The organism is Sphingobium sp. WTD-1, assembly GCF_030128825.1.
Lineage (GTDB): Bacteria > Pseudomonadota > Alphaproteobacteria > Sphingomonadales > Sphingomonadaceae > Sphingobium.
Window position 1 is genome coordinate 3480907 of sequence record NZ_CP119127.1, and the last position, 22039, is coordinate 3502945.

General features: G+C 65.6%; 20 protein-coding genes. 6 read left to right on the forward strand and 14 right to left on the reverse strand.

Annotated elements, in window-relative coordinates; translation table 11 throughout:
* Positions 1-13 precede the first annotated feature (13 nt).
* Positions 14-439 carry an alternative ribosome rescue aminoacyl-tRNA hydrolase ArfB gene (arfB, locus tag N6H05_RS17215; RefSeq protein WP_284110800.1) on the forward strand — a complete coding sequence of 142 codons (426 nt, stop codon included), beginning with the start codon at positions 14-16 and terminating at the stop codon, positions 437-439.
* 3 nt (positions 440-442) lie between these two features.
* Here arfB and N6H05_RS17220 read toward each other — a convergent pair whose 3' ends face one another.
* From N6H05_RS17220 to N6H05_RS17235, 4 genes are all read right to left on the reverse strand, one after another.
* On the reverse strand, positions 443-2053 hold the full coding sequence (locus N6H05_RS17220; protein ID WP_284110801.1) for a glycosyltransferase family protein: 1611 nt from the start codon (positions 2051-2053) through the stop codon (positions 443-445).
* Positions 2050-2688, reverse strand: a complete 639-nt coding sequence (locus N6H05_RS17225) for a class I SAM-dependent methyltransferase (RefSeq protein WP_284110802.1) — start codon at positions 2686-2688, stop codon at positions 2050-2052. The genes N6H05_RS17220 and N6H05_RS17225 overlap by 4 nt, the downstream gene beginning before the upstream one ends.
* Positions 2685-3605 carry a glycosyltransferase gene (locus tag N6H05_RS17230; RefSeq protein ID WP_284110803.1) on the reverse strand — a complete coding sequence of 307 codons (921 nt, stop codon included), beginning with the start codon at positions 3603-3605 and terminating at the stop codon, positions 2685-2687. Before N6H05_RS17230 ends, N6H05_RS17225 begins: the two co-directional genes overlap by 4 nt.
* Positions 3606-3743: 138 nt before the next feature.
* The gene (locus N6H05_RS17235; RefSeq protein WP_284110804.1) at positions 3744-4154 is read right to left on the reverse strand and encodes a GtrA family protein; all 411 of its coding nucleotides are present in this window, start codon (positions 4152-4154) and stop codon (positions 3744-3746) included.
* A 90-nt stretch (positions 4155-4244) separates the two neighbouring features.
* On the opposite strand from N6H05_RS17235, the gene msrC reads away from it, so the two are divergent.
* From msrC to N6H05_RS17250, 3 genes are all read left to right on the forward strand, one after another.
* Entirely contained in the window at positions 4245-4730 is a 486-nt protein-coding gene (gene msrC, locus N6H05_RS17240) for a free L-methionine (R)-S-oxide reductase MsrC (RefSeq protein ID WP_270093055.1), read from the forward strand.
* 130 nt (positions 4731-4860) lie between these two features.
* Positions 4861-5733 carry an RcnB family protein gene (locus tag N6H05_RS17245; RefSeq protein ID WP_284110807.1) on the forward strand — a complete coding sequence of 291 codons (873 nt, stop codon included), beginning with the start codon at positions 4861-4863 and terminating at the stop codon, positions 5731-5733.
* A 66-nt stretch (positions 5734-5799) separates the two neighbouring features.
* Complete coding sequence (locus N6H05_RS17250) at positions 5800-6177, forward strand: VOC family protein (RefSeq protein ID WP_004212180.1); 378 nt, start codon at positions 5800-5802, stop codon at positions 6175-6177.
* Here N6H05_RS17250 and N6H05_RS17255 read toward each other — a convergent pair.
* The 3 genes from N6H05_RS17255 to N6H05_RS17265 all read right to left on the reverse strand — a co-directional run bounded on the left by N6H05_RS17255 (position 6158) and on the right by N6H05_RS17265 (position 11015).
* Positions 6158-8704 carry a sensor domain-containing protein gene (locus N6H05_RS17255; protein ID WP_284110808.1) on the reverse strand — a complete coding sequence of 849 codons (2547 nt, stop codon included), beginning with the start codon at positions 8702-8704 and terminating at the stop codon, positions 6158-6160. The genes N6H05_RS17250 and N6H05_RS17255 overlap by 20 nt on opposite strands.
* Before the next feature lie 121 nt (positions 8705-8825).
* Entirely contained in the window at positions 8826-9644 is an 819-nt protein-coding gene (locus N6H05_RS17260) for an arginyltransferase (RefSeq protein ID WP_004212177.1), read from the reverse strand.
* 123 nt (positions 9645-9767) lie between these two features.
* Entirely contained in the window at positions 9768-11015 is a 1248-nt protein-coding gene (locus tag N6H05_RS17265; RefSeq protein ID WP_004212176.1) for a threonine ammonia-lyase, read from the reverse strand.
* Between the two features lie 97 nt (positions 11016-11112).
* Between N6H05_RS17265 and N6H05_RS17270 the strand changes: the two genes are divergently transcribed.
* A complete protein-coding gene (locus tag N6H05_RS17270) occupies positions 11113-11982 on the forward strand; it encodes an NAD(P)-dependent oxidoreductase (protein ID WP_284110810.1) in 870 nt (289 codons plus the stop codon).
* Positions 11983-11990: 8 nt separating this feature from the next.
* Positions 11991-13679, forward strand: a complete 1689-nt coding sequence (locus tag N6H05_RS17275; protein WP_284114256.1) for an amidohydrolase — start codon at positions 11991-11993, stop codon at positions 13677-13679.
* Between the two features lie 101 nt (positions 13680-13780).
* Here the strand turns inward: N6H05_RS17275 and N6H05_RS17280 are convergent, their stop codons facing one another.
* From N6H05_RS17280 to N6H05_RS17310, 7 genes are all read right to left on the reverse strand, one after another.
* A complete protein-coding gene (locus N6H05_RS17280) occupies positions 13781-15523 on the reverse strand; it encodes an MFS transporter (protein ID WP_284110811.1) in 1743 nt (580 codons plus the stop codon).
* Complete coding sequence (locus N6H05_RS17285) at positions 15523-16269, reverse strand: FkbM family methyltransferase (protein WP_284110813.1); 747 nt, start codon at positions 16267-16269, stop codon at positions 15523-15525. Before N6H05_RS17285 ends, N6H05_RS17280 begins: the two co-directional genes overlap by 1 nt.
* Positions 16266-17405: a glycosyltransferase family 4 protein gene (locus N6H05_RS17290; RefSeq protein ID WP_284110815.1), complete on the reverse strand. Its 1140-nt coding sequence runs from the start codon at positions 17403-17405 to the stop codon at positions 16266-16268. Before N6H05_RS17290 ends, N6H05_RS17285 begins: the two co-directional genes overlap by 4 nt.
* Positions 17402-18685 carry a hypothetical protein gene (locus tag N6H05_RS17295; protein WP_284114257.1) on the reverse strand — a complete coding sequence of 428 codons (1284 nt, stop codon included), beginning with the start codon at positions 18683-18685 and terminating at the stop codon, positions 17402-17404. Before N6H05_RS17295 ends, N6H05_RS17290 begins: the two co-directional genes overlap by 4 nt.
* Positions 18686-18699: 14 nt before the next feature.
* Positions 18700-19452, reverse strand: coding sequence for a class I SAM-dependent methyltransferase (locus N6H05_RS17300; RefSeq protein ID WP_284110817.1), 753 nt, complete (start codon positions 19450-19452; stop codon positions 18700-18702).
* Between the two features lie 77 nt (positions 19453-19529).
* Positions 19530-20660, reverse strand: coding sequence for a glycosyltransferase (locus tag N6H05_RS17305; RefSeq protein WP_502958940.1), 1131 nt, complete (start codon positions 20658-20660; stop codon positions 19530-19532).
* Complete coding sequence (locus N6H05_RS17310) at positions 20660-22030, reverse strand: sugar transferase (RefSeq protein ID WP_284110818.1); 1371 nt, start codon at positions 22028-22030, stop codon at positions 20660-20662. The genes N6H05_RS17305 and N6H05_RS17310 overlap by 1 nt, the downstream gene beginning before the upstream one ends.
* Positions 22031-22039: the final 9 nt, after the last annotated feature.

Consider the following 22039-nt stretch of genomic DNA (forward strand, 5'->3'; position numbering starts at 1 on the left):
CCGGCGCCGCGCCATGGTCGCCATCCCCGTCACCCGTTCCATCGCGATCGATAGCGACGAGATTGTCGAGAGCTTCGCGCGCGCGTCGGGGCCGGGCGGCCAGCATGTGAACACCACCGACAGCGCGGTGATGCTGCGCTTCGACGTGGCCGCCTCGACGGGACTGCCCGATGTAGTGAAGCAGCGGCTGGCCGACCTCGCCGGATCGCGCATGACCCGCGACGGCGTGCTGATCCTGCGCAGCGAGGGGGCGCGGTCGCAGTTGCTCAACCGGCAGGAGGTGCGCGAGCGGCTGTTCGCGCTGATCCGCGAGGCGACGATCGTGCCCAAGAAGCGGCGCCCGACCAAGCCGACCAAGGCATCGCAGAAGCGCCGGGTCGACGGCAAGGTCAAGCGCGCAGCCGTGAAACAGGGACGCGGCCGGGTCAGGATGGACTAGACGTCAGTGAACGGTACGGCAGGCCGCTCCGTCCGCCGGCCGGACCGGCCAGTGCAGATAATATTTCCCGATCCGCTGCTCGCGGGGATAGGCCTGCGCGATCGCGGCAGCGACCTGCGGATTGTAGCGCTGCTTGAAAAGCGTCTCGTCGGGGCGCCCCTCGTTCACGAAGAAGCCGAAGCAGTGCGCCTCTACCAGCGCGGCAAAGGCCGCCTGATCATAAACTTTCTTCGCCCCCAATTCTGCGGTGATCGCCGATTCCCATTGCACCGGACGCCCCGCGCGAAGGAGGAAGGTCATATCGTCGGCGATGACCGGCCGTGACGAAGCGGCAATCATCCGTTCGATCGGCGCGCGCTCGCTGGCGAGGGCAGGCAGGACGCGGTGATCAGGCAAGCCCATGTACATGGCGAACAACTGGGCCGGCAGGGCCGCGAACGCCAACAAGGTCAGCACGATCGACGGCGGCGCCGTGGTTGCCTGGGCCGGACCGGCCAGTGCGCGTTCCACACAGGGCCTGATCGCCAGCGCCGCGAAGATCGCCACCGCCGACAGCCATTCGATCATATAATTATAGCCGGACCCCGACTTCATCATGCCCAGCATCATGATCGCCTTGATCACGAAGAAGAGCAGCATCATCGCCAGCGCCATGAGATGCGGCTGGCCGGCGATCGCCCGCCGCAGGCCGCTGGCGTCGGCCGCTGCCCGCAGCGCCCGCCAACCAGCAACGCACCCCAGGCAGCCCAGGATGACCAACGCACCATGCATCATCAGTTGCGGCACGAAGATGTCGAGCAGCAGCCTAGGGTCGAAGCGGTTCACATTATAGCTGACGACATGGCGCAGGAAACCGCCCTGAGTCTGCCATTCCAGCAGGCCAAGGGCGAGCAGGCTGATGATGGCGGAAAAGACGATGCCCCTGATCGCCAGTCGCGGGTGGGTCCAGAGCAGGACGGCGAAGACGGCGGCAGGCGCCGCAAACGAAATCTGCTTGGCGTACATGGCGAGGACGAACATCAGGCCCGCCCCATAGATGGCGGCCTGCCGCGATGGCGCGCGCAGCCCCAGTAAAATGCCCGCCAGGCCGAAGGCGCCGGCGATCATGTCCACCCGCATCAGCGGCGTCCACATGCGCACGGGGAAGCAGGACAGGAAGAGCAGCCCGGCCAGAAGCGCACAGACCATGCGGACCCGGCGATCCTCGGTCGCCGGGATCATGCGGTCGACCAGCGCGCCGACCATCCAGGCCGTCGCAACGGTCGACAGGATCGATACGGTCCGTCCTGCAAACAGTTCGTCCATCCCGGTCGCCCAGGCCAGCAGGCCGGAAGCGACATGATAGACGGGGGGATAATGATAGACGATCGCGGGATAGGTTTGCAGCGGGGCATAGCCCCTGCCCGCCATGATATCGCGCATCTGTTGCCAGACGATGCCTTCGCCATAATCGAGCTGATAGCGATAGCTCAGCGCTTCACGCACATAGCCCGCCAGGTCGAGCAGATGCCATGCCAGCAGCGAGAGCAGGATCGCCAGCCCGCCGATCGCCAGCAGCCGGTCGAAATGGACGAGCTGGGTCGCGGGACGCGCTTGCAGCAGCGGACCGGTCATGCGCGCGGCCGGGCCACGATCAGCATCTGCTTGCCGAGCGGCTTGAACGGTGAATGCAGATAGGCCCACACCAGCAACGGCCAAGTCGGCAGGCGCGACTTGACGCTGAGCGGCAGGAAGCGCGGCCGCACATCAACCACCTCCCATCCATGCGCCGCCAGAAGATCGGGCAGGCTGACATGCGAATAGATGGCGACATGGGTATAGTCGTCGAAATATTCGCGATAGGCGTAGCGATAATTGGGCTGGAGCATGGTGAGGCTGCCGCGCGCCGACAATTTCGGCCTCAGCGCGGCTAGCAGGCGGACCAGGGCCTCCTGTGGCAGATGCTCGAACAGGTTGGACGCGAAGGCATAGTCGATCGCGCCATCTTCCAGTCCGGCAAGATCGTCCGCCGGCCCCACGATCGTTTCGACCCCGGAAGCGACATGATCGACCATGCCCGGCCACATATCGAGCGCGATGCGGCGCCGGGCGACGACGTTATTGATGAAATCGCCATAGCCGGCCCCCAGATCGAGCACCGTGTCGGCGGGACGGACATGGTGGCAGAAATGATAGCGCCACAACGCCTGCCAGACGCTGGTGCGGCGGCCATCCTCGGTCAGGCGAGAAGCATGATAATCCCCGCTCATGCGTAGCGCTTCCAACCGCCCAGCATGCCCAGGATCATCCGCATGCCCACGACAAAGCCACGCCAGTTGTTGACGTTACCGCCCTTGCTTACCCCGATGCGGGGATGGAAGGTGATCGGGCATTCGAGCAGGATCAAGCCATTGCCGAGCGCGGTATCCAGGAAATGCGCGTTGAATTCCAGATTGACTGCAGGATTGAGGCGACGCAGCAGGGGAATGAGCGCATCCGTGCGGCATAATTTATAGGTCGTACCGACATCGGTGATCGTGCCCCGCCCCAGATGCTTGGCCTCCAGCAATTTTCCGACGAAAATATTGCCATAATACATGAAGGTGCTGAGTTGGGTGATATATTGACGCAAGGGTTCGACCGTCCGCGTCCCATTCACGATGTCGGCATGCGGCGCATAGGCCAACAGCTTTTCGATATCATAAGCGCGGAAAGTGCTGTCCCCTTCGCACAGCACGACAAATTCGGTGTCGAGATATTTCACGCCCTCTTCGAGGCAGCGATAGACGCAGCGGCCATAGCCGGGCGCCATTTCATTGAAGGTAATCGCGCCGGCGGCCTGCGCGCGCTCGAACGTCTGATCGCTGCTGTTGTTGCTGACGACGATGACCCGTTCGACCAGCGGATGGGCGAGGAAATCCTCGACCGCACCGGCGATGCTGTCCTCGTCATTATAGGCGGTCAGCGCGACGGTGACGCGCCGCCGACGGACCGGCTCGAACCGGACCGGAATATCGGGCTTCTTGCTGCCGAACAGGACGAGAAGATCGAACAATGCCAGCGCAAGGCCCAGCATGATCGGAACCCCGCTATACCAGACCAGCCATGCCGCCACCGGATCGAGCAGAGCATGCAGCCCAAGCAGATAGCGGGGGATAACGAGCACGACCCCCAGGAGATAGGTCACTATGCCCAGCGAAAAGAACAGCACTCCGTAAAGAAGAAAGGGCGTTCTGTTCCTGTTGTTTCCGATGTTCACCAATGCCTGCCCCTCGCGATCCTTACCGCTCGGCTTTGGCACTAGGTCCATATGGTTAACGAAGGGTCAAATCGGCGCGCGCGCCGAAATGAATATCCAGCGCCGGGCAATCGCGAAGGTGACAAGCGGCGTCACCGCCACCATCGGCATGATCGGCGTCCAGCGCGCCTGCCCCGCCACATCGGTTAGCAGCCAGACCCACAGGGAATTGAGGCCAAGCGCCCCCAGGGACAGGATGCAGTAGCCAGCGATGCTCTTCCGGTCAGCCCGCTCCTGTCGAAAACTGAACCGGCGATGCGCTTCATAGCTCAGCATCAACTGGATGAGATAGGCGACCAGATTGGCGGCGAGCGGTGCCATTCCGATGGAAACGGCACACAGATAATAGGTTGCAACGGCAACGACCGCCACGCCGCCACCGCTGATCGCAAAACGGACAAGGGCGCTGGACCGCAAATGATGAAGGACAGCAAGCATCACGGGGCGGCATAAGGCCGTTGCCTTAAACTCCGCTTAATCATCTGCCCCTCTAGGCAGGGGTGCATGCGCCATCCTATATGCGTCCCCATGTATGATTTCGCCCCCGCTGCCGACGCCGACAAGGCGACGCTTTACGCCGATCTTCTGTCCGCTGCCGATGCGCTGACCCGCGACGAACCCGATGCGGTCGCCAATATGGCGAACCTGTCGGCGCTGATCTGGCAGTTCCTGCCCGACCTTAACTGGGCCGGCTTCTATCGCATGGTCGAGGATGAACTGGTGCTGGGGCCTTTTCAGGGCAAGGCGGCCTGCATCCGCATCCCGTTGGGCCGCGGCGTGTGCGGCACCGCGGCGCAGACGCGCGAGACGCAGCTGGTGGCCGATGTCCATGCCTTTCCCGGCCATATCGCCTGCGACGCGGCGAGCGCGTCCGAGATCGTCGTGCCGGTGGTGCATGACGGCCGGCTGATCGGCGTGCTGGACCTGGACAGCCCCCGCCCCGCCCGGTTCGACAGTGCCGACCAGCAGGGGCTGGAAGAACTGGTCGCGCGGGTCGCCGGCCGCATTGGCTGATCGCCGCCCTGCCCCGTTCCGGGACAGGATTTCATAAGCCGAACATGGCGTTGCACGGATCGTCATGCTAATTTCCGCGTTAGCATGATGACCGTGCGGGCGGCCCGACGCCCCTGCAGGAACAGGGAGCATGATGATGGCCGCGCGCTTTTTCTCTGCCAGCAGCGCCATAGCGCTGATCGCCAGCCTTGCGGGACCGGTTGCCGCGCAGGCACCGGTCGCATCCGGCACGAGCGTGGTCCGCACCACCACCACGGCGACGACAACGACCGCCACTGCCCATCGCTGGGGGCCGCGCTATGACGGGCGCTGGTATGCCGGTTGGGCGGCGCCGGGCGGCTGGCAAAGCTATCAGCAGCCGCGCGTGGGCTTTGCCCTGCCCGCCTACTGGGTCCATCCACGCTTCTTCATCGCCAATTATGGCGCCTATGGCCTGCCGGCACCGACCAGCGGCTATGGCTGGTCGCGCTATTATGACGATGCGGTGATGACCGACCAATATGGCCGGGTGCGCGACGTGCGCAGCGGCATCGACTGGTCGCGCTATGAGGGCGGCTATGAAGAGGGTGCGGCGCAGCCGGCCGTCATCGCCAGTTCCGGTGGCGAGGCCGGCTATAGTGCGCCCGACGACATGGTGACCTATAGCCCCGCGCCGCAGCCTACGCCGCAGCCCGCCCCGTCCAGCCGCCCCGGCGTGGATTATGATGCGCCCGCCTATGCCAGCAGCGCCGTCAGCCCGAGCGCGCCGACGGTGACGACTGTTGCGGCGGCTCCGATGCCTCCGCCAGCATCGGTGGCGGCGACGAGCGGCACGCACTGGTCGAACCAGCCGGCGGCCACGACCGTCGTGTCGGCCGCTCCGCCGGTGCCCGGCCTGCCGCCGGGCGGCTATATTTCGGGCGGCTTCTATTATCCGCCGCCGCTGGTGACGACCATCATCATCAATCCCGACGGCACGACCCAGGCGACGACTCGCTACGCGACCGAGGCGGCGCCGCGCTGAGCCGTCTGGAACCGCAACCATGGGTTGGTGCGTTGACGGGCGGGATCAGATGACGGGAGTGGCGCTATGCTGCATCATGTATCGGTGGGCACCAATGATGTGGCGCGGGCGCGGGCCTTCTACGACCCGCTGATGGCGCTGCTGGGCTATCGCAGCCTGCGCGACCATCCCCATTCGCTCGACTATGGCGTGACCGACGTGGTGTTCAGCGTCGAGACGCCGGTCGATGGCGCGCCCGCGAGCGCGGGCAACGGCATCCATATCTGCTTCGTCGCCGCCGATCGCGGCGCGGTCGACGGATTTCATCGGCTGGCGCTGGAACTGGGCGGCAGCGATGCCGGGCCGCCGGGCGTGCGGCCGCAATATGACGATCATTATTATGGTGCGTTCGTGCGCGACCCCGACGGCAACAAGATAGAGGCGGTCACTTTTTCGGCGCGATAGGCGCCGCGCCGCGCGCGGCGAGGACCGATGCGGCGGGCTGCGGCCGGCCATAATGATAGCCCTGCGCGATATGGCAGCCGTGCTGGAGCAGCAAAGCGGCCTGTTCGGCGGTCTCCACGCCTTCGGCCACCACCTCCATCCGGAAGCTGCTTCCGAGCTTGATGACGGCGTCGACAATGGCGGCGTCGCCGGCATCGCTGTCGACATGGCTGACGAAGCTGCGGTCGATCTTCAGCACATTGACCGGATATTGCTTGAGGTGGCTGAGCGAGGCGAAGCCGGTGCCGAAATCGTCGAGGGCGATGCGCACCCCGCCGCGCGCGAACCGATCAAGCGCGCGCGCGACCTGATCGGCGCCGCGGCCAAGGAAGACCGACTCGGTCACCTCGATCTCGAAATTCTGTGCCGGCACGCCATGCTGATCCAGCCGGGCCAGGACATGATCGGCGAAATCGGCCTGGAGCAGATCCGCCGCCGAGGCATTGACCGCCACCCGGCCGGGATCGAAGCCCATCCGGAGCCATGTCGCCATGTCGTGCAGCACCGCATCAAGCATGAGGTCAGTCAGACGGATGGCCAGTTCGCCATGCTCGAAGGCGGCGGCGATGGTGGCAGGCGCCTGCACCCCAAGCCGGGGATGCTGCCAGCGCAGCAACGCCTCATAGCCCAGCACCTGCCCGCTGCGCATGTCGACCTTGGGCTGATAATAGGGTTCGACCAGTCGCTCGGCGATCACCTGACGCGCCATGTGGATCATCGAACTGCGCTGCTGCGCGTCGGCGCGCAACTGGGAATGGAACATGGTGAGCCGGCTGCGACCGCTCGCCTTCGACGCATAGAGCGCCAGGTCGGCGGCCTTGAACAGTTCGTGCGCATCATCGCCATGTTCGCCGAACACGGCGCCCCCGACACTGACACCGGCTTCGAGCAATTGCCCCTGATAGGCGAAGGGCACCCGCATCTTGTCCAATATCGCCTGGCTGCAGGCCTGCACGGTCGCACTATCCACCAGCGAGGCAGCGATCAGGCCGAATTCGTCGCCGCCCAGGCGCCCGACCACCGCATCGGACGGCGCCGCCGCAGCCAGACGCTCGGCAAAGCCGCAGAGCAGCGCATCGCCCGCGTCATGGCCGAGCGAATCGTTGATCCGCTTGAGATCATCAATGTCGAACAGCATCAGGCCGAAGCCCGCGCCGGTCGGGCGCGCCTGATCCGCCAGTTCCTCCAGCACGCCCTGCCACAATGTCCGGTTGGGCAGCCGCGTCATCGGATCGTGGGTGGCAGCCCAGCGGATACGTTCTTCCGCATCGCGCTGTTCGGTGACGTCGAGGAAGGTGACGATGATCCGGCGCAACTGGCCGACTTCGGTGCGCGTCGCCCAGCCGGTGCTGCGAATCCAGCGCAGCGCGCCATTGTCGGCGCGATGGACGCGCAGGGTCGCCTCGAAATGCGGCGGCAGGACATTGGCGGCAACGCCGTCCATCATCGCCTTGAGCTTGTGGCGATCATCGGGATGCACCAGCGACAGGGCCAGTTCGGTGGTCGCCGGCGCGTCCGCCGTCAGGCCCAGCATCGCCCGGAATTCCGCCGACCAGCTACGCTGGCCCGACCGTGCGTCATAGTCCCAGATGCCGAGCCGCGCCGACTGCACCGCGAGGCGGAAATGCTCCTCGCTCTCGGCCACCGCCTGCTGCGCCAGCTTCTGATTATGGATATCCTCCAGCGTGCCATACCAGCGGATGATCGCGCCCTTGCCATCGCGCCGGGCGGCCGCGCGGGCGCGCATCCAGCGATAGCTGCCATCGCGCAGGCGCAGGCGATAATCGACATCGACCGGATCGCCCGACTGGAGCCGTTCGCGCCATAGCGCCAGGGTCCGGTCCATGTCGTCAGGATGCAGGGCGTTGATCCAGCCGCCCCCCATCGCCTGTTCGGGCGAGCTGCCGGTCAGATCGCGCCAGCGCGGCCCGACCTCCTCAATCGCGCCATCGGGGGTGGCCGTCCAGGGAACCTGAGGACTGAGCTCTACCGACCAGCGATGATGTTCGCGACTTTCCGCCAGCGCGGTTTCCAGCAGTTCAGCCTGTTTGTCGCGACGATCATGCATATCCTCGACCGTTCCATACCAGCGCCATGCCCCTGCGGGCATTGCCTGCCGCGTCATGCGGAGCAGGCACCAGCGGCTTGCGCCATCTGCGCAACGCAGGCGAACGACCAGCGGTTCCGGCTGCGACGACGCGGCGGCGGCCCGTATGATGATCCCGATATCGACCGAATCAAAGCCCTTGCGCCAGCCATGGCGCATCAGCCCCATGCGAAGCCCCCCGCCCCGCACCTCGCCCTCGACCCAGTAGGTCAGCAGGCGACCGCGACAATCCGCGAACCAGTGAATGACCGGTGGGCGTACATGCTTGATCTTGGACGATAATGCCCTGTGCGCGACATGGGCGCCGGACGGCATATGGGCCGCTGGCCCGCCAAGTTCGCGGGCGCCATCGGCAAAGCGCCGATCAGCGAAGCGATCCATCGCCCATCCCCGATTGCCGTGCCGCCCTGTTCGTCATGGCAGCGATGATGCAGGAAAAGCTTAAACAAGCCTGCACGTAACCGGAATGACCGGGAATCTGTAAATTACAGAAATTGCCCCGTCAGCGGCGCAGGATGGCGGCCAGTTCGACCGGCAGCGGCGGCTCGTCCCGCGGCATGACGACCCGGATCGCCTGCGCCTGCTCCTCCGGATCGAAGCGGACCCAGCCGGCGCGGCTGAGCTTTTCGAGCGGACGATAGCGGATCTTGTACTGCATCCGCTGCGAGCCATCGACCCAATAGCCCAGATACACATAAGCGAGGCCCGCACGGGCTGCGCGCTGGATATGATCCATGATGATGAAGTTGCCGAGACCCGGACGATCTTCCAGTTCGGTGTCGAAGAAGCTGTAGATCATCGACAGGCCGTCACCCTGGCGATCGGTCAGGCAGGCGCCGACCAGCTTGCCGGGGCGGCCATCCTCGCCGGGCAGGCGATATTCGACGACATGGCTTTCGACCGGGGTCTGTTCGACCATGTCGGCAAAGTCCATCTCGTCCATTTCGGTCATGCCGCCGCCGGGATGCCGCGCGCGCAGATAGCGCTGGAGCAGTTCGAACTGCTCCTCGGTCGACCAGGGCTTGCAGGCGGTGACGACAAGGTCGCTGTTGCGGCGGATCAGCTTGCGCTGGGTCGCGTTGGGCTTGAACTCCTGCGCGACGACGCGGACCGACACGCAGGCCGAGCAATCGGCGCAGCTGGGGCGATAGGCGACATTCTGGCTGCGGCGGAAACCGATGCGGCCGAGCGCATCATTGAGTTCCGAGGCATTGTCGCCGTTGAGTTCGGTGAAGACCTTCCGCTCGCTCTTGCCCGGCAGATAGGGGCAAGGGCTGGGGTTCGTCACGAAGAAACGCGGAAAGCGGAATGGTGCGCTCATGCCTCTCCCCCCGATTCAGTCATGCGAATTTGCCTTTTCATGGTCGGACTATGCCGTCCCGGCCCAACCATGAAAAGGTCATTTACCACGAAATTTTTACCGATGGTTAAGCATGTCCCAAAATCAGGCAACCTCGATCGGCGCGACCTCGTACCCGGCCGCGCCCAGCGCCGTGATCAGCCGCTGGAGATGGGCGCCATCGCGGGTCTCGCACTCGACGTCGAGGCTGAGCCCCTTGGCCGGCAGATTGGTGAAGATGCGCTGGTGCGACAGTTCCAGGATGTTGACCGCTTCCTGATCGAAGATGCGGGCGACATGGAACAGCGCGCCGGGCCGATCCTGCAGGATGATGCGCAGGCGGGCGAGACGGCCCGAGCGGGCGAGATCGCGCAGCAGCACATTGGCGAGCAGGCGGGTGTCGATATTGCCGCCGGTCAGGATCAGGCCGACATTGCGACCGGCGAACTGCTCGCGATAGCTGAGCAGAGCGGCGAGGCCGGCGGCACCGGCCCCCTCCACCACCGTCTTCTCGATCTGGAGCAGCAGGCTGACGGCCTCCTCCAACCGGCGTTCGGTGACCAGCAGCACATCGTCGGCCAGACGCTCGACGAAGCGGCGGGTGAGTTCGCCCGGCTGCTTCACCGCAATACCCTCGGCCAGCGTGTCGCCGTCGCAGGCGAGGTCCGCGCCCTTGATGAAATCATACATCGACGGATACAGCTCCGCCTGGACGCCGATCAGGCGGATATCGGGCTTCATCGCGCGCGCCGCGGTGGCGATGCCCGAGAAGAGGCCGCCGCCGCCGATCGGTATGATCAGCGTGTCGATCTGTGGCGCATCCTCCAGCATTTCCAGACCGACCGTGCCCTGGCCGGCGATGATGTCGGGCTCGTCGAACGGATGGATGAAGGTCAGGCCCTGCTCCACCTCCAGCTTGCGGGCATGGGCATAGGCGTCATCGAACTTCTCGCCATATTGGACGACGGTGGCGCCATGCCCCTGGGTCTGGGTGACCTTCACGATCGGCGTGGTGGTCGGCATGACGATGGTGACGGGCACGCCAAGGCGCTTGCCATGATAGGCAAGCCCCTGCGCATGGTTGCCGGCCGAGGCGCCGATCACGCCCTTGGCCTTGGCCGCTTCATCGAGTTGCAGCAGGCGATTGAGCGCACCGCGTTCCTTGTAGGCGGCGGTGAACTGGAGATTTTCGAACTTCAGATAGACGTTGCAGCCAAGCATTTGCGAGAAGGTCTGGCTAATGAGCGTCGGCGTCTTGACGATCGACCCGGAAATGCGTGTCCGGGCCGCAAGGATGTCATCGACGGTGACGGGCAGCGGCAGGGCGCCCTCTATCTTGCTCAGCGTGTTCATGGCGCAGCGCCCTAACGCAAAATTGCCGGTGAAGAAACTGGCACTTGCCGAAAACTGGCCCTATGGCTTGGTTGCACGCACGAAATGTACGAGGCTTATGGCTAATATCGCGTTTATCGGCCTGGGGGTCATGGGCGGCCCGATCGCGGGGCATCTGGCCAAGGCGGGGCATCATCTGACCGTCTACAATCGATCGATCGGCAAGGCCAAGAGCTGGGCCGAGGCCTATGGCGGCGAGGTCGCGATCAGCCCGGCCAAGGCTGCCGAGGAGGCCGACATCGTCATCAGCTGCGTCGGCACCGACGATGACCTGAGCCAGATCACGCTGGGGCGCGAAGGCGCGTTCCGCACGATGAAGCCGGGCGGCCTGTTCATCGACCATACGACCGTGTCGGCGCGGATCGCGCGGCAATTGTCCGTCGAGGGCGAGAGCCTGGGCCTGCACTGCGTCGATGCGCCGGTGTCGGGCGGACAGGCGGGCGCCGAAAATGGCCGGCTGTCGATCATGTGCGGCGGGTCCGCCCCGGCAGTGGCGGCCGCGACGATCGTGATGCAGGCCTATGCCGCGCGCATCGTCCATGTCGGCAAGGCCGGTGCGGGCCAGACGACGAAGATGGTGAACCAGATCTGCATCGGCGGCGTTCTGCAGGGCCTGGCCGAAGCGATGCGCTTTGCCCAGGCGGCGGAACTGGACCTGGACAAGGTGTTCGAGGCGATTTCGGGGGGCGCAGCGCAAAGCTGGCAGATGGACAATAGATGGAAGACGATGGCGCAGGACAGTTTCGATTTCGGGTTTGCGGTGGACTGGATGCGCAAGGATCTGGGGCTGGCGCTGGAGGAAGCGCGGGCCAATGGTGCGACCTTGCCGATGACGGCGATGGTCGATCAATATTACGCCGACGTGCAGGCGATGGGCGGCCACCGACAGGACACCAGCGCGCTGGTGCGGCGGATCACCCGCGCATGAGGAAGATGATGCTGGCGGCGATCGCCGCGCTTGCTCTGCCGATGCCGGCCCATGCATCGGGCGTGATCGACAATGTGAACGGCATCGCCATCGGACCGGATGGCAAGATCGTCCATTTCGGCGCGCTGATGATCGACGATGAGGGCAAGGTCGAGAAGCTGATCCAGGGCCGTTATCAGGAACCCGAATATAAGCCCAAGAAGCCCAAGCGCGGCCAGCCCTGGCCCGAACGGCCCAAGGGACCGAGCTTCAAGCTGGACGCGGGCGGCAAGACGCTGATCCCCGGCCTGATCGATGCGCATGGCCATGTCATGGGGCTTGGCCTGTCGCTGATCACGCTGGACCTGTCCGACACGAAATCGCTGGCCGAGGCGCAGGCGAAGATCCGCGCCTATGCCCAGGAAAATACCGGCCGCAAATGGATCATCGGCACCGGCTGGAACCAGGAGACATGGGGGCTGGGCCGGTTCCCGACTGCCGCCGAACTGGACGCGGCCGTGGGCGACATTCCGGTCTGGCTGGAGCGGGTCGATGGCCATGCCGGCTGGGCCAACAGCGCCGCGATCCGCGCGGCCGGCGTCAGCGCCACGACCAAGGCGCCGGCTGGCGGGCGGATCGAGATGGCTGCGGGCAAGCCGGCAGGCGTCTTCGTCGACAAGGCGATGGACCTGATCCAGAAGGTGGTGCCCGCCCCTGCCCCCAAGGATCGCGACAATGCGCTGGAAAAGGCGCAGCGCGCGCTGCTGGCGGTGGGCATCACCGGCATTGCCGACATGGGCACCAGCATCGAGGATTGGCAGGCCTTCCGCCGGTCGGCCGACCGCGGCGCGCTGCGCGTGCGGATCATGTCCTATGCCTATGGCCTCGACAATATGGTGCTGATCGCCGGGCCGGAACCCACGCCCTGGCTGTATGACGATCATCTGCGCATGGGCGGGATCAAGCTGCTGCTGGACGGCGCGCTGGGATCACGCGGTGCCTGGCTGAAGGCGGATTATAGCGATGCGCCGGGCCAGCGCGGCCTGCCGATGATCCCGTCGACCCAGTTGCGCAACATCATGAGCCGCGCGGCGATGGACAATTTCCAGGTCGCGGTCCATGCGATCGGCGACGCCGCCAATGGCGAGATACTCGACGCGATCCAGGAAATGTCGGACACCTATAGCGGCGACCGACGCTGGCGCGTCGAACATGCCCAGATCATCGATCCGGCCGACCTGCCGCGCTTTGCCCGCTACGGCACGATCGCGTCGATGCAGCCCGTGCATGAAACGTCGGACTGGCGCATGGCGACGGCGCGGCTGGGCGAGGCACGGCTGAAGGGCGCCTATGCCTGGAAGGCGATGCTGGACAATAAGGTGCCGCTGGCATTCGGTTCGGACGTGCCGGTCGAAAGCCCCAATCCCTTCCCCGGTATCGCTGCCGCCATGTCGCGACAGGACGCCAAGGGCGAGCCGGCCGGCGGCTGGATGCCGGAGCAGAAGGTGAGCTTCGAGGCGGCGCTGGACGGCTTTACCCGGCAGGCGGCCTTTGCCGGCTTTGCCGAGAAGAAATTCGGCAGCCTGGTGCCGGGGCAGCGGGCGGACTTCCTGCTGATCGACCGCAATATCGAGACGGCCAGCCCGACCGACATTCGCGGCACGCAGGTGCTGGAAACCTGGATCAACGGCAAGCGGGTCTATGTGAAGGGACAGTGATGCCCCTCACTTGCCCTTCAAGCTAACGCATTGCGTCATTGCGAGCGTAGCGAAGCAATCCATGGATCGCCACGCTTCGCTCGCGATGACGACCATCGTATCTAGAAGGCGTTGTCGGCGGCGTTCATGGCGTCGTCGATCGTCTCGGGCAGCGGCGGCTGGACCGGGCGATCGCAACCGGCCAGCTTCATATGGGCGCGCAGCGTGTCCATGCGCCCGAGGTTCCAGCGCGCCAGCGGCACGCCGAGCGGACGGAATTCGGCGCGGTCGAACAGCTCGACCACATAGGTCTTGCACAGCTCGTCCACCTGATCGAGCGTCAGCATGCCAAGGTTCATCACCATCGGCTTGCCCGGCACGCCGTTGCGGCCGCGCACCAGATCGGTGACGTAAAGGCCGCCGCGCGGATCCACCAGCACGACGTCCGCGCGCGAGGCGTCGATCATCCGGTGGCTGGCAGCATAGGGCTCGACGAACACATGGGTGCGCCAGACCAGGAAGCCGGCGGTCAGCAGCGTCACCAGGAAGCCGATGAAAATCGGCCGCATCGCGCCCTGTGGCCGGAAGCGCGCCCAGCCAAGGCCACCGAGCAGGCAGAAGGGGCCGATGAAGCCATGGGCATAGCGGAAGCCCCAGCCATAGCCCTGGGCCAGCGCCAGCAGGCACCCGGCAAGGCAGCCTAGCGCCAGCGGCAGGGCGATCTCACGCCCGCGGATCGCATCGCGCCAGCGCATCGCCAACACGCCCAGGCTCGCGAGCGGGACCATCAATATATTGTTCCAGGCGGCATAGCGGCTGAGATTGACCAGCGGTTGCCAGCGATCGCCCAGACGCTGGAACAGGCTGCCCACCTTGTCCGCGACGCCGGCGGAGGGACGCACATCGGTCGGCGCGCCCAAAGCATGGAGCAGGAAGCCGGGCCAGATCTTGGCCCAGACGATGACGATCGCGACCAGGGTCAGCGCGTGAAAGGCGGCCACCGTCCAGCGCCGCGCCAGCAGCATCCAGAGGATGAACGGGGCGATGAAGATGGGCGGGAAATGCCATTGATGCAGGCCCGCCGCGATCAGCGCGACCACGCCGGCCGAGACGTGGCCGGCAATGCCGCCGCGCAGCACCAGCGCCAGCCAGACCATGTTCAATGCAAAATGGCCGGTCATGGCATAAGGGGTCATCGCCGTGACCCAGAGCTGGGCCGAGGAGAGGCCGAGCAGCATCGTCACCCAGACGGCATCGGGCCGATCGGGGAAGAGATGGAGCGCCACCCGCCATAGCGAGAAGAGGCCTAGCACCAGCAAGACCGGGCCGGCGAGATTGGGGTCGCCCATCTGCCAGAACAGGGCCTGGATCGCGCTGTTCACCGGCAGATAGGCGGCGGTCCAATAGTCGGCGGCGCCGAAGGGCGAGAAGAATTCGGGCATGATCGCCCGGCGATAAGGTTCCCATTCGACCGGGATCGGTCGGGCGAACAGGCCTTCACGCATATAGGCAGCGGCAAAGCGCGCGACCTCCTCATCGCGGGAGACCGAATAATCCTGGAACAGGGCATAATGGCCCGCCCAGGCGGCCAGCCCCAGCAGGACGATGATCGGCACGATGATCCGTGCGCGCGGTTGTGGCAGGCGAAAGCCCATCCCTTCCGCAAAAGGCGCGGCCAGCGCCAGCAGGAACAGGCCGATCATCAGCGCTGGAAAATCCTGATCCAGGAACAGGATGACGGCGAGGCTGACACCCTGACGCCAGGTCACATGCCACAGGAAGGTCGCGCCCAGCCACAAAGCGAGGCCGATCGCCCCGGCGAGGAACAGGCGCCGCGCGCTGACGAAGGGCATTCCCCCCGGCATCAGCTGTCCAGCAGCGCCTTGTTGACGAAGATGCCGTCCATTTCGACCAGCAGCGGGAAATGGCCCTTGTTGTTGGCGAAGAAGGCGGAGGGGATGAAGGCGTGCGCCTCCAGCCAGTCGATCATCGCGCGATAGCCGGTGCCGCCTTCATAGATGGGACGCACACCGAGTTCCGTCTGGATGCCGGCCATGTCGGCGATGACGCTCCCCGCCCCTTCGCAGACCGACAGGTCATGGCCCTGCGTGTCCATCTTGAGGAAGGGCCGGGCAAAGCCATGGGCGGCGCGCAGTTCGGGCAGCAGGCTGTCGAGCCGGCGGCATTGCATCTCGACCGTCTTCGTCACCTTGTTGCGATCGGCGAAGATCGCATCCTGCGCGCCCGAGGGGGCCTTCAGGGAGCTAAACTGGTCCGCAGCCATGATGTTGAAGCTGGCGGTGCCGTCAAAATCGGACAGGGCCATGTTGAAGACATGCCAGTTGCGGTCCGACGCGGCGGCCTTGCTCAGCTCGGCGAAGACGTCCGGGTTCGGCTCGAAGGAGAGGATGGTGCCGGCGAAGCCCGCATCCTTGCGCGCCATGGTCGCATATTGGCCGCGATTGGCGCCGACGTCGAACAGGCAGTCGATGGCGAAGGCGGACAGGAAGCGCTTGAGCGCCTGGATCTCGGGATATTGATGCACACGACCGGCCAACGCCAGGCGCAGGGCCAATGCACGGTCGGACAATTCGCGGACATAGCGGCTCATGCGCGCAGCACCTGGCGGTAAATATCCATCGTCGCCAAGGCCATGTCCTTCCAATTGCCCATAATGTCTCCATAGGTGCGCGCCCGCGCACCCGCTGCCTGCCTGATGGCCGCGCTTTCGATCAGCGGCAAGAGGGCTTGGCCAAGCGCCGCCGCATTTCCCGCCGGAACCCGCGTGGTGACGCCGTCCGGCAGAGTACCGAACATGCCCGCGTCGGAGGTGACCATCGCCTTGCCATGGTGCAGCGCCGACAGGAAGGCGCCGCTCGAATCGATATGGCGATAGGGAAAGACCATCAGGTCGGCCCTCCTCATGTGCGCGTCCAGCCGGGGTTCGGTGAGGAAGCCGAAATCGGTGATGAGGCGGTCGCCAAAGCCGGCGGCATGGACCGGATCGAGGATCGGCGCGACATCCATGAAGGGCTTGCCGGCCAGCACCAGCTCAAAATGGTGACCTGCGCGCCAGAGCGACAGGCAGGCCTCAACCAGCAGGTCGACGCCCTTATAGGGGCGGATGGTGCCGAAGAAGAGGATGCGGGGCGCGGCGGGTGCGGGAATGGCCGCAAGGTCCGCCGGGGTGGCGGGCGCAAGCTGCATCGGCGGGTGCGGCGTCACATGGATGCGGGCGGGATCGACGCCCTGCCCGACCAGCGCCGCGCGCGTCGTGTCGCCATGGACGATCAGCGCATCGAACCGATCGAGCAGCGCGCGATAGCCGCGCCCCTGCAGGCCACTGTCGGCATGATAGGCATCGGCATTATGGACGGTGTGGACGAGCGCGGTAAGCCCCTTGAGCCGATCGAGCATCAGCCGGTCGGCCGGCGCCAGCGGCAGCCACTGGACATGGGTGACGTCCGCGCCGGTCATCGCGTCGAGATTGCCGAGCGCGCAGGTCAGGCCATATTCGGCCGCCTTGGCGAGGCGGAAGGCGCGCCCCTCCCCCAGCCGATCGCGCAGGGCCTCGCTGCGGCGGAAGAAGCGCGGGGCGTAGCTATAACCCTGCGGCATGATCGCATCGGTGGCGCGCATCGGTCGGCCGAGCAGGGTCACGCCCGCGCCCGCCTGCGCCAGGCCCGCGCACAGCCCGTCATCATAGCGCCCGGTGAAGAGCGACGGATCGAGCATGGCGATCTTCATGCGCGCACCAGCCGGCGCAGCGAGACGAGATGGAGGCCGGCGGCCAGCATCAGGGTCAGGGCATAGAGGCCGAGGAAGCCGAGATCGAAGCGATCCGGCCAGAACGCGCCGGCGAGCGGTACACTGAGCAGCGAACCGGCAAGGAAAGGCAGCGAGCGCTGGAGCAGATGGGCGAAGCGGCCGAGCGCGGCCTGGACATAGACCGAGACGCAGATGACCGAGAGCGCGACCAGCGCCAGCGCGGTGAGGCCAAGGTCGGCCTGGTCGATCGCGGCGCGGCCGTCGAACAGCTTGTCGAACAGCCAGCCGCCGATCAGCATCAGCAGCGCCGAGCCGGCGAGCGCGAAGAAGAGCGCAGCGCCGAGCGCGCGGGTCAGGAGTTGGCGCACACGCGCCCTTTCGCCGGCATGATAGGCGCGGGTGATGCGCGGCAGGGCCGCCTCCACCATCGCGCGCACCAGCATCGATAGCGAGCGCGACATCTTGAAGAAGAAGTCGAACAGCAGCATCGGCCGGGCGTCGCTGGTGGCCATGGCGATGGTGAAATAGGGCGCGTTATAGGCAACGATATCCGACACGGTGAAGGCCGCTGACGCACCGATATCGCGCAGATAATGGCGGCGCACATGGCCGCCGCCGACACGGAAGGCGAACCAGTGGTTTCGGTGCATGCCAAGGCGGCGATGGACATGGACAATGGCATAGCCGATCACCGCGACGCTGACCGCCAGTTGCAGCGCGACGGACAGGCGCGGATCGAGCCCGAACAGGATCGCCGCGAGCAGGCCGATCGTTACCAGGCGGCGGGCGCAGTCCAGCCCTTCCCACAGGAAATTGCCGTCGATCGCCGCCAACGCCCGCTTGGCGAGCAAAGCCGGCAGGTTGAGGCAGGCGGTGAGGAAGAAGAGCAGGAACAGCGCCGGCATGGCCGTATTCAGCCCGCCCAGCGCCAGCGCGCCGAGCAGGATCGCGACCGCGCCGGCGATCAGCAGGCCCAGGAAGAGGAAGAGGACACCCATTTCCTCCAGCCGGAAGCCGCCATCGGCCGCCTCCTCATCGCTGCCCAGCCAGAAGCGGCGCAGGCGGGCATAGATGATGCTGGTGAGGCCGAATTCCGCCGAGATGGTGAAATTGCCGAAGGCGACCAGCAGCAGGAAGGCCTGGAACTCCGCCAGCGGCAGCACCCGCACGAAGACGAAGGTGACAGCGAAGCCCCAGATCATCACCAGCCCGACATTGGCGAGTTTGACCAGCGCGAGGATGCGGGCGGATGCCTCCATCCGCGCGAGCATGCTCACTGCGTCGCAGTTCCCAGCGGCTTGCGCGCGCGGAACAGCCGATCATCAAGCGCATAGAAATGGCGCGTGTCGGCGTCGATGTCGCGCGCGTCGATTTCCTCTAGCTCGAAGCCGGCGGCACGGATGCGATCGGCAAAGTCGAGGCCGTACTGGCGGACATGATCCCACTGGCCGAAGCGGCGCTCGCGCTCGCGCGGCGGGATGTCGAAACTGCCATCCTCGGTCGGCTTGTCCCACAGCGGCACGATCAGCCAGGCTTCGCCACCGGGTTTGAGCGCGCGCAGGATATTGCGCAGCACGGCCATGTCGTCGGGCACATGCTCCATCACATGGCTGGCGTAGAAGAGGTCGTAGCGATCGCTGTCGGACAACGCCATCAGATCGACCTTGTGCATGCCGGGCACGGTATAGCGCGCGGGGTCAAGATCGGCCGGGACATAGTCGGCGGCTTCAGAAAAGCGCTTGACCAGGCTGCCCTCATTGGGGGCCATGTGCAGGATCGCGCCATCGGTCGGCACGGTCAGCACCCCCTTCATGAGGAGATAGTTCATCAGCCGCTCGCGCGGCGACGCGTTGCAATTGGGACAGCCCCATTCGCCATTGTCGCCATAGCGGAAGAAGCCGACGACCGTCATGCCGCAGGCCGGGCAGCCGCGATTGGCGGAAGCGCCCAGCGCCTTGCGCAGGTCGAGACCCAATTTGGTCAGATGCTTGCCGGCGGCCTTGGCCACCCGCTGGACAGTAATCACGCCATTCTCCGCTCGGTATCAGCTTCCGGCCTATACAATATGGCGCGGCTTTGGCGAGAGGGGATCAACGCGAAAGACTATCGCGACTGGGCCGGATTCCAGATCGTGACGGTGCGGCCGCGCATCGCCTTGAGCACGCCCTGCAGGGTCGCGGCATAGGCGATCATGATGTCGACCAGCGCGGCAAGCGGCCCGCCGCGCGAGCGCAGGCCGATCCAGGCGAGCAGCGCAAGGCCGATCGCGCCGGCCATGTAGAGCATGGGCGACAGGCGCAGCGCCAGCGCGCCTGCGGCGATCGCGCCGGTCAGGATGAAGGCACCGCCGAACCAGCGCACGATCTTGCGCGAGGCATATTTGAACCGATCGATCGCGGCCATGCGGCGCAGTTGCGGGCGCAAATGGCTGTGCGTGTGCCAGGCGCGGGCGGCGATCCGCACCTTGCGCCGATATTCGTCCTTGCGCCCGGTCACCAGCCGCTCGCGTGCGATTACGTCCTTCGCCTTCACCAGCCGCTTGCCGGCGAACACCACCGCCATGGAGACGGTGAGGTCGTCCAGCACGCTATCGGGAAATTCCGGATAGAGGCTGCGGCGGATGGAGAAGATCGAGCCGTCGGCGCCCAACACATTGCCGGTGCGAGACTCCTCGTCCTTCAGCCTTTCCTCGATCCGCCAGTAGAGCGAACCGACAGCCGCGGTCGCGCTATCGCCCTCCCCCAGATAATGAAGCGAGCCGAGCACGCCGCCAATATCGGGATCGGCATAACGGTCGAGCAGATTGTCGATCGCGTCGGCATCCAGCAGCACATTGGCGTCGGTGAAGATCAGTATGTCGCCGCGCGCACGGGCGGCGAGCAATTTCATGCCATGCGCCTTGCCGCTGCGGCCGGGACCACGCAGCAAAGTGACCAGATCGCCCTGCGCCGCGATCAGCGCGGCGGTATCGTCGGACGATCCATCATCGAAGGCGAAGATTTCCAGGGCCGGATGCTGCCCCTTGAGCATGGCGAGATTGGCGAGTTTTTCCGGCATAGCGCCGGCTTCATTATAGGCGCAGAAGAGCAGCGAGGCACTGGGCACCGGACCGGCGACGGGGGCTTCCCCACGGGTCGACAGCATCCGCAGGATCAGCGGATAGAAGAAGAAGGGCCAGGCGACGGCGACCAGCGACGCCAGCAGGACAAGGGCGAGCAGCAGGTTCGTCACCATCAATAGGCCTTGTGATGGACCAGCACGCCCAGCGTCGCGACGATGATGCGCAGGTCGCGCCAGATCGACCAGTCGCTGACATATTCCAGATCCGACTGGAGCCGGTCGATCAGATCCTGATGATGGTCGGTCGCGCCGCGATGGCCGCGCACTTGGGCCAAGCCGGTCATGCCCGGCTTGATGCAATGCCGTTCCCAATAGCGGGCGTCGACCTCCCAATAGAGGCTGTCGCCCGCCTTGGCCGCGGCGGCATGGGGGCGCGGGCCGACGACGCTCATATCGCCGTTCAGCACGTTGAAGAGCTGGGGCAGTTCATCGATGCTGGTCTTGCGCAGGAAGGCGCCGACGCGCGTCACGCGATCATCGTCGCGCCTGGTCAGCGTCGCAGCCTTGTGGTCGCTCGCTTCGGTCCGCATCGAGCGGAATTTGTAGATGGAGAAGGGCCGTCCATCCTTGCCGATGCGCGGCTGGCGGAACAGGATAGGGCCGGGGCTGGTCAGCTTCACCGCCAGCGCGGCGCCGATCAGGACCGGCGACAGCGCGATGGTGGCGATGGTCGCGACGATGATGTCGAACAGCCGCTTGATCAGGCGATCGCGGAATTGCAGAGGGCCGCCGGCGACGATGATCGTCGGCTGGCCGTCAAACTCATCGACCCGCGCGGGGGCGAAGCGCAGCAGTTCCGGGACGACAATCTCGCCCCGTGCCGACAACGACTTGAGCGCCGCCGACCAGTCGTCCATCCGTTCGAGCGGACAGGCGACGATCACGCGCTCCGCCATGCCGACGGCAGCGGCCAGGCGTGCGGCCATGTCGGCGTCATGGCGTTCGGGATGGAGATTGGCGGCGTCCGCCTGGATCACCTCCATATGGGCGCCGGTCTCGATCGCGACCCCGTCCATGATGACGGCCGTGAGGTGCGGCACGTCGCCCAGCAACCGGACGGCCAGGTGCGCGACCGCCAGGCGCACCAGCGCCAGCGTCGCCGCACCCAGCAGCAGGCCGGTGAGGAAGGTCAGACGGGACAGCTGTTCGGCGATCTTGCCCAGATAGACGATCAGCAACATCAGCAGCGCCGCCTGCGCCAGCGCAAGCAGGGCGCGGAAGATGCCGCGGCGCACGCGATCCAGCGTGTTGATGCCATAGGCTCCACCCTGCACCGCGAGGATCGCATAGAGCGGCGCGACCATCGAGAGCATCACCAGGCCATGGGGCTTGCCCGGTTCGCCGAGGAAGGCGCCGACGACCAGCCAGTTGGCGAGGAGGAAGGCGATGAACAGCCCCGCCATGTCGCCGGCCAGGCACAGCGCATAGAGGCGCAGCCGCACAATTTCCTTCGAGACAGTCAATGAGGCGCCCTGCATGATCATTATGCTGTC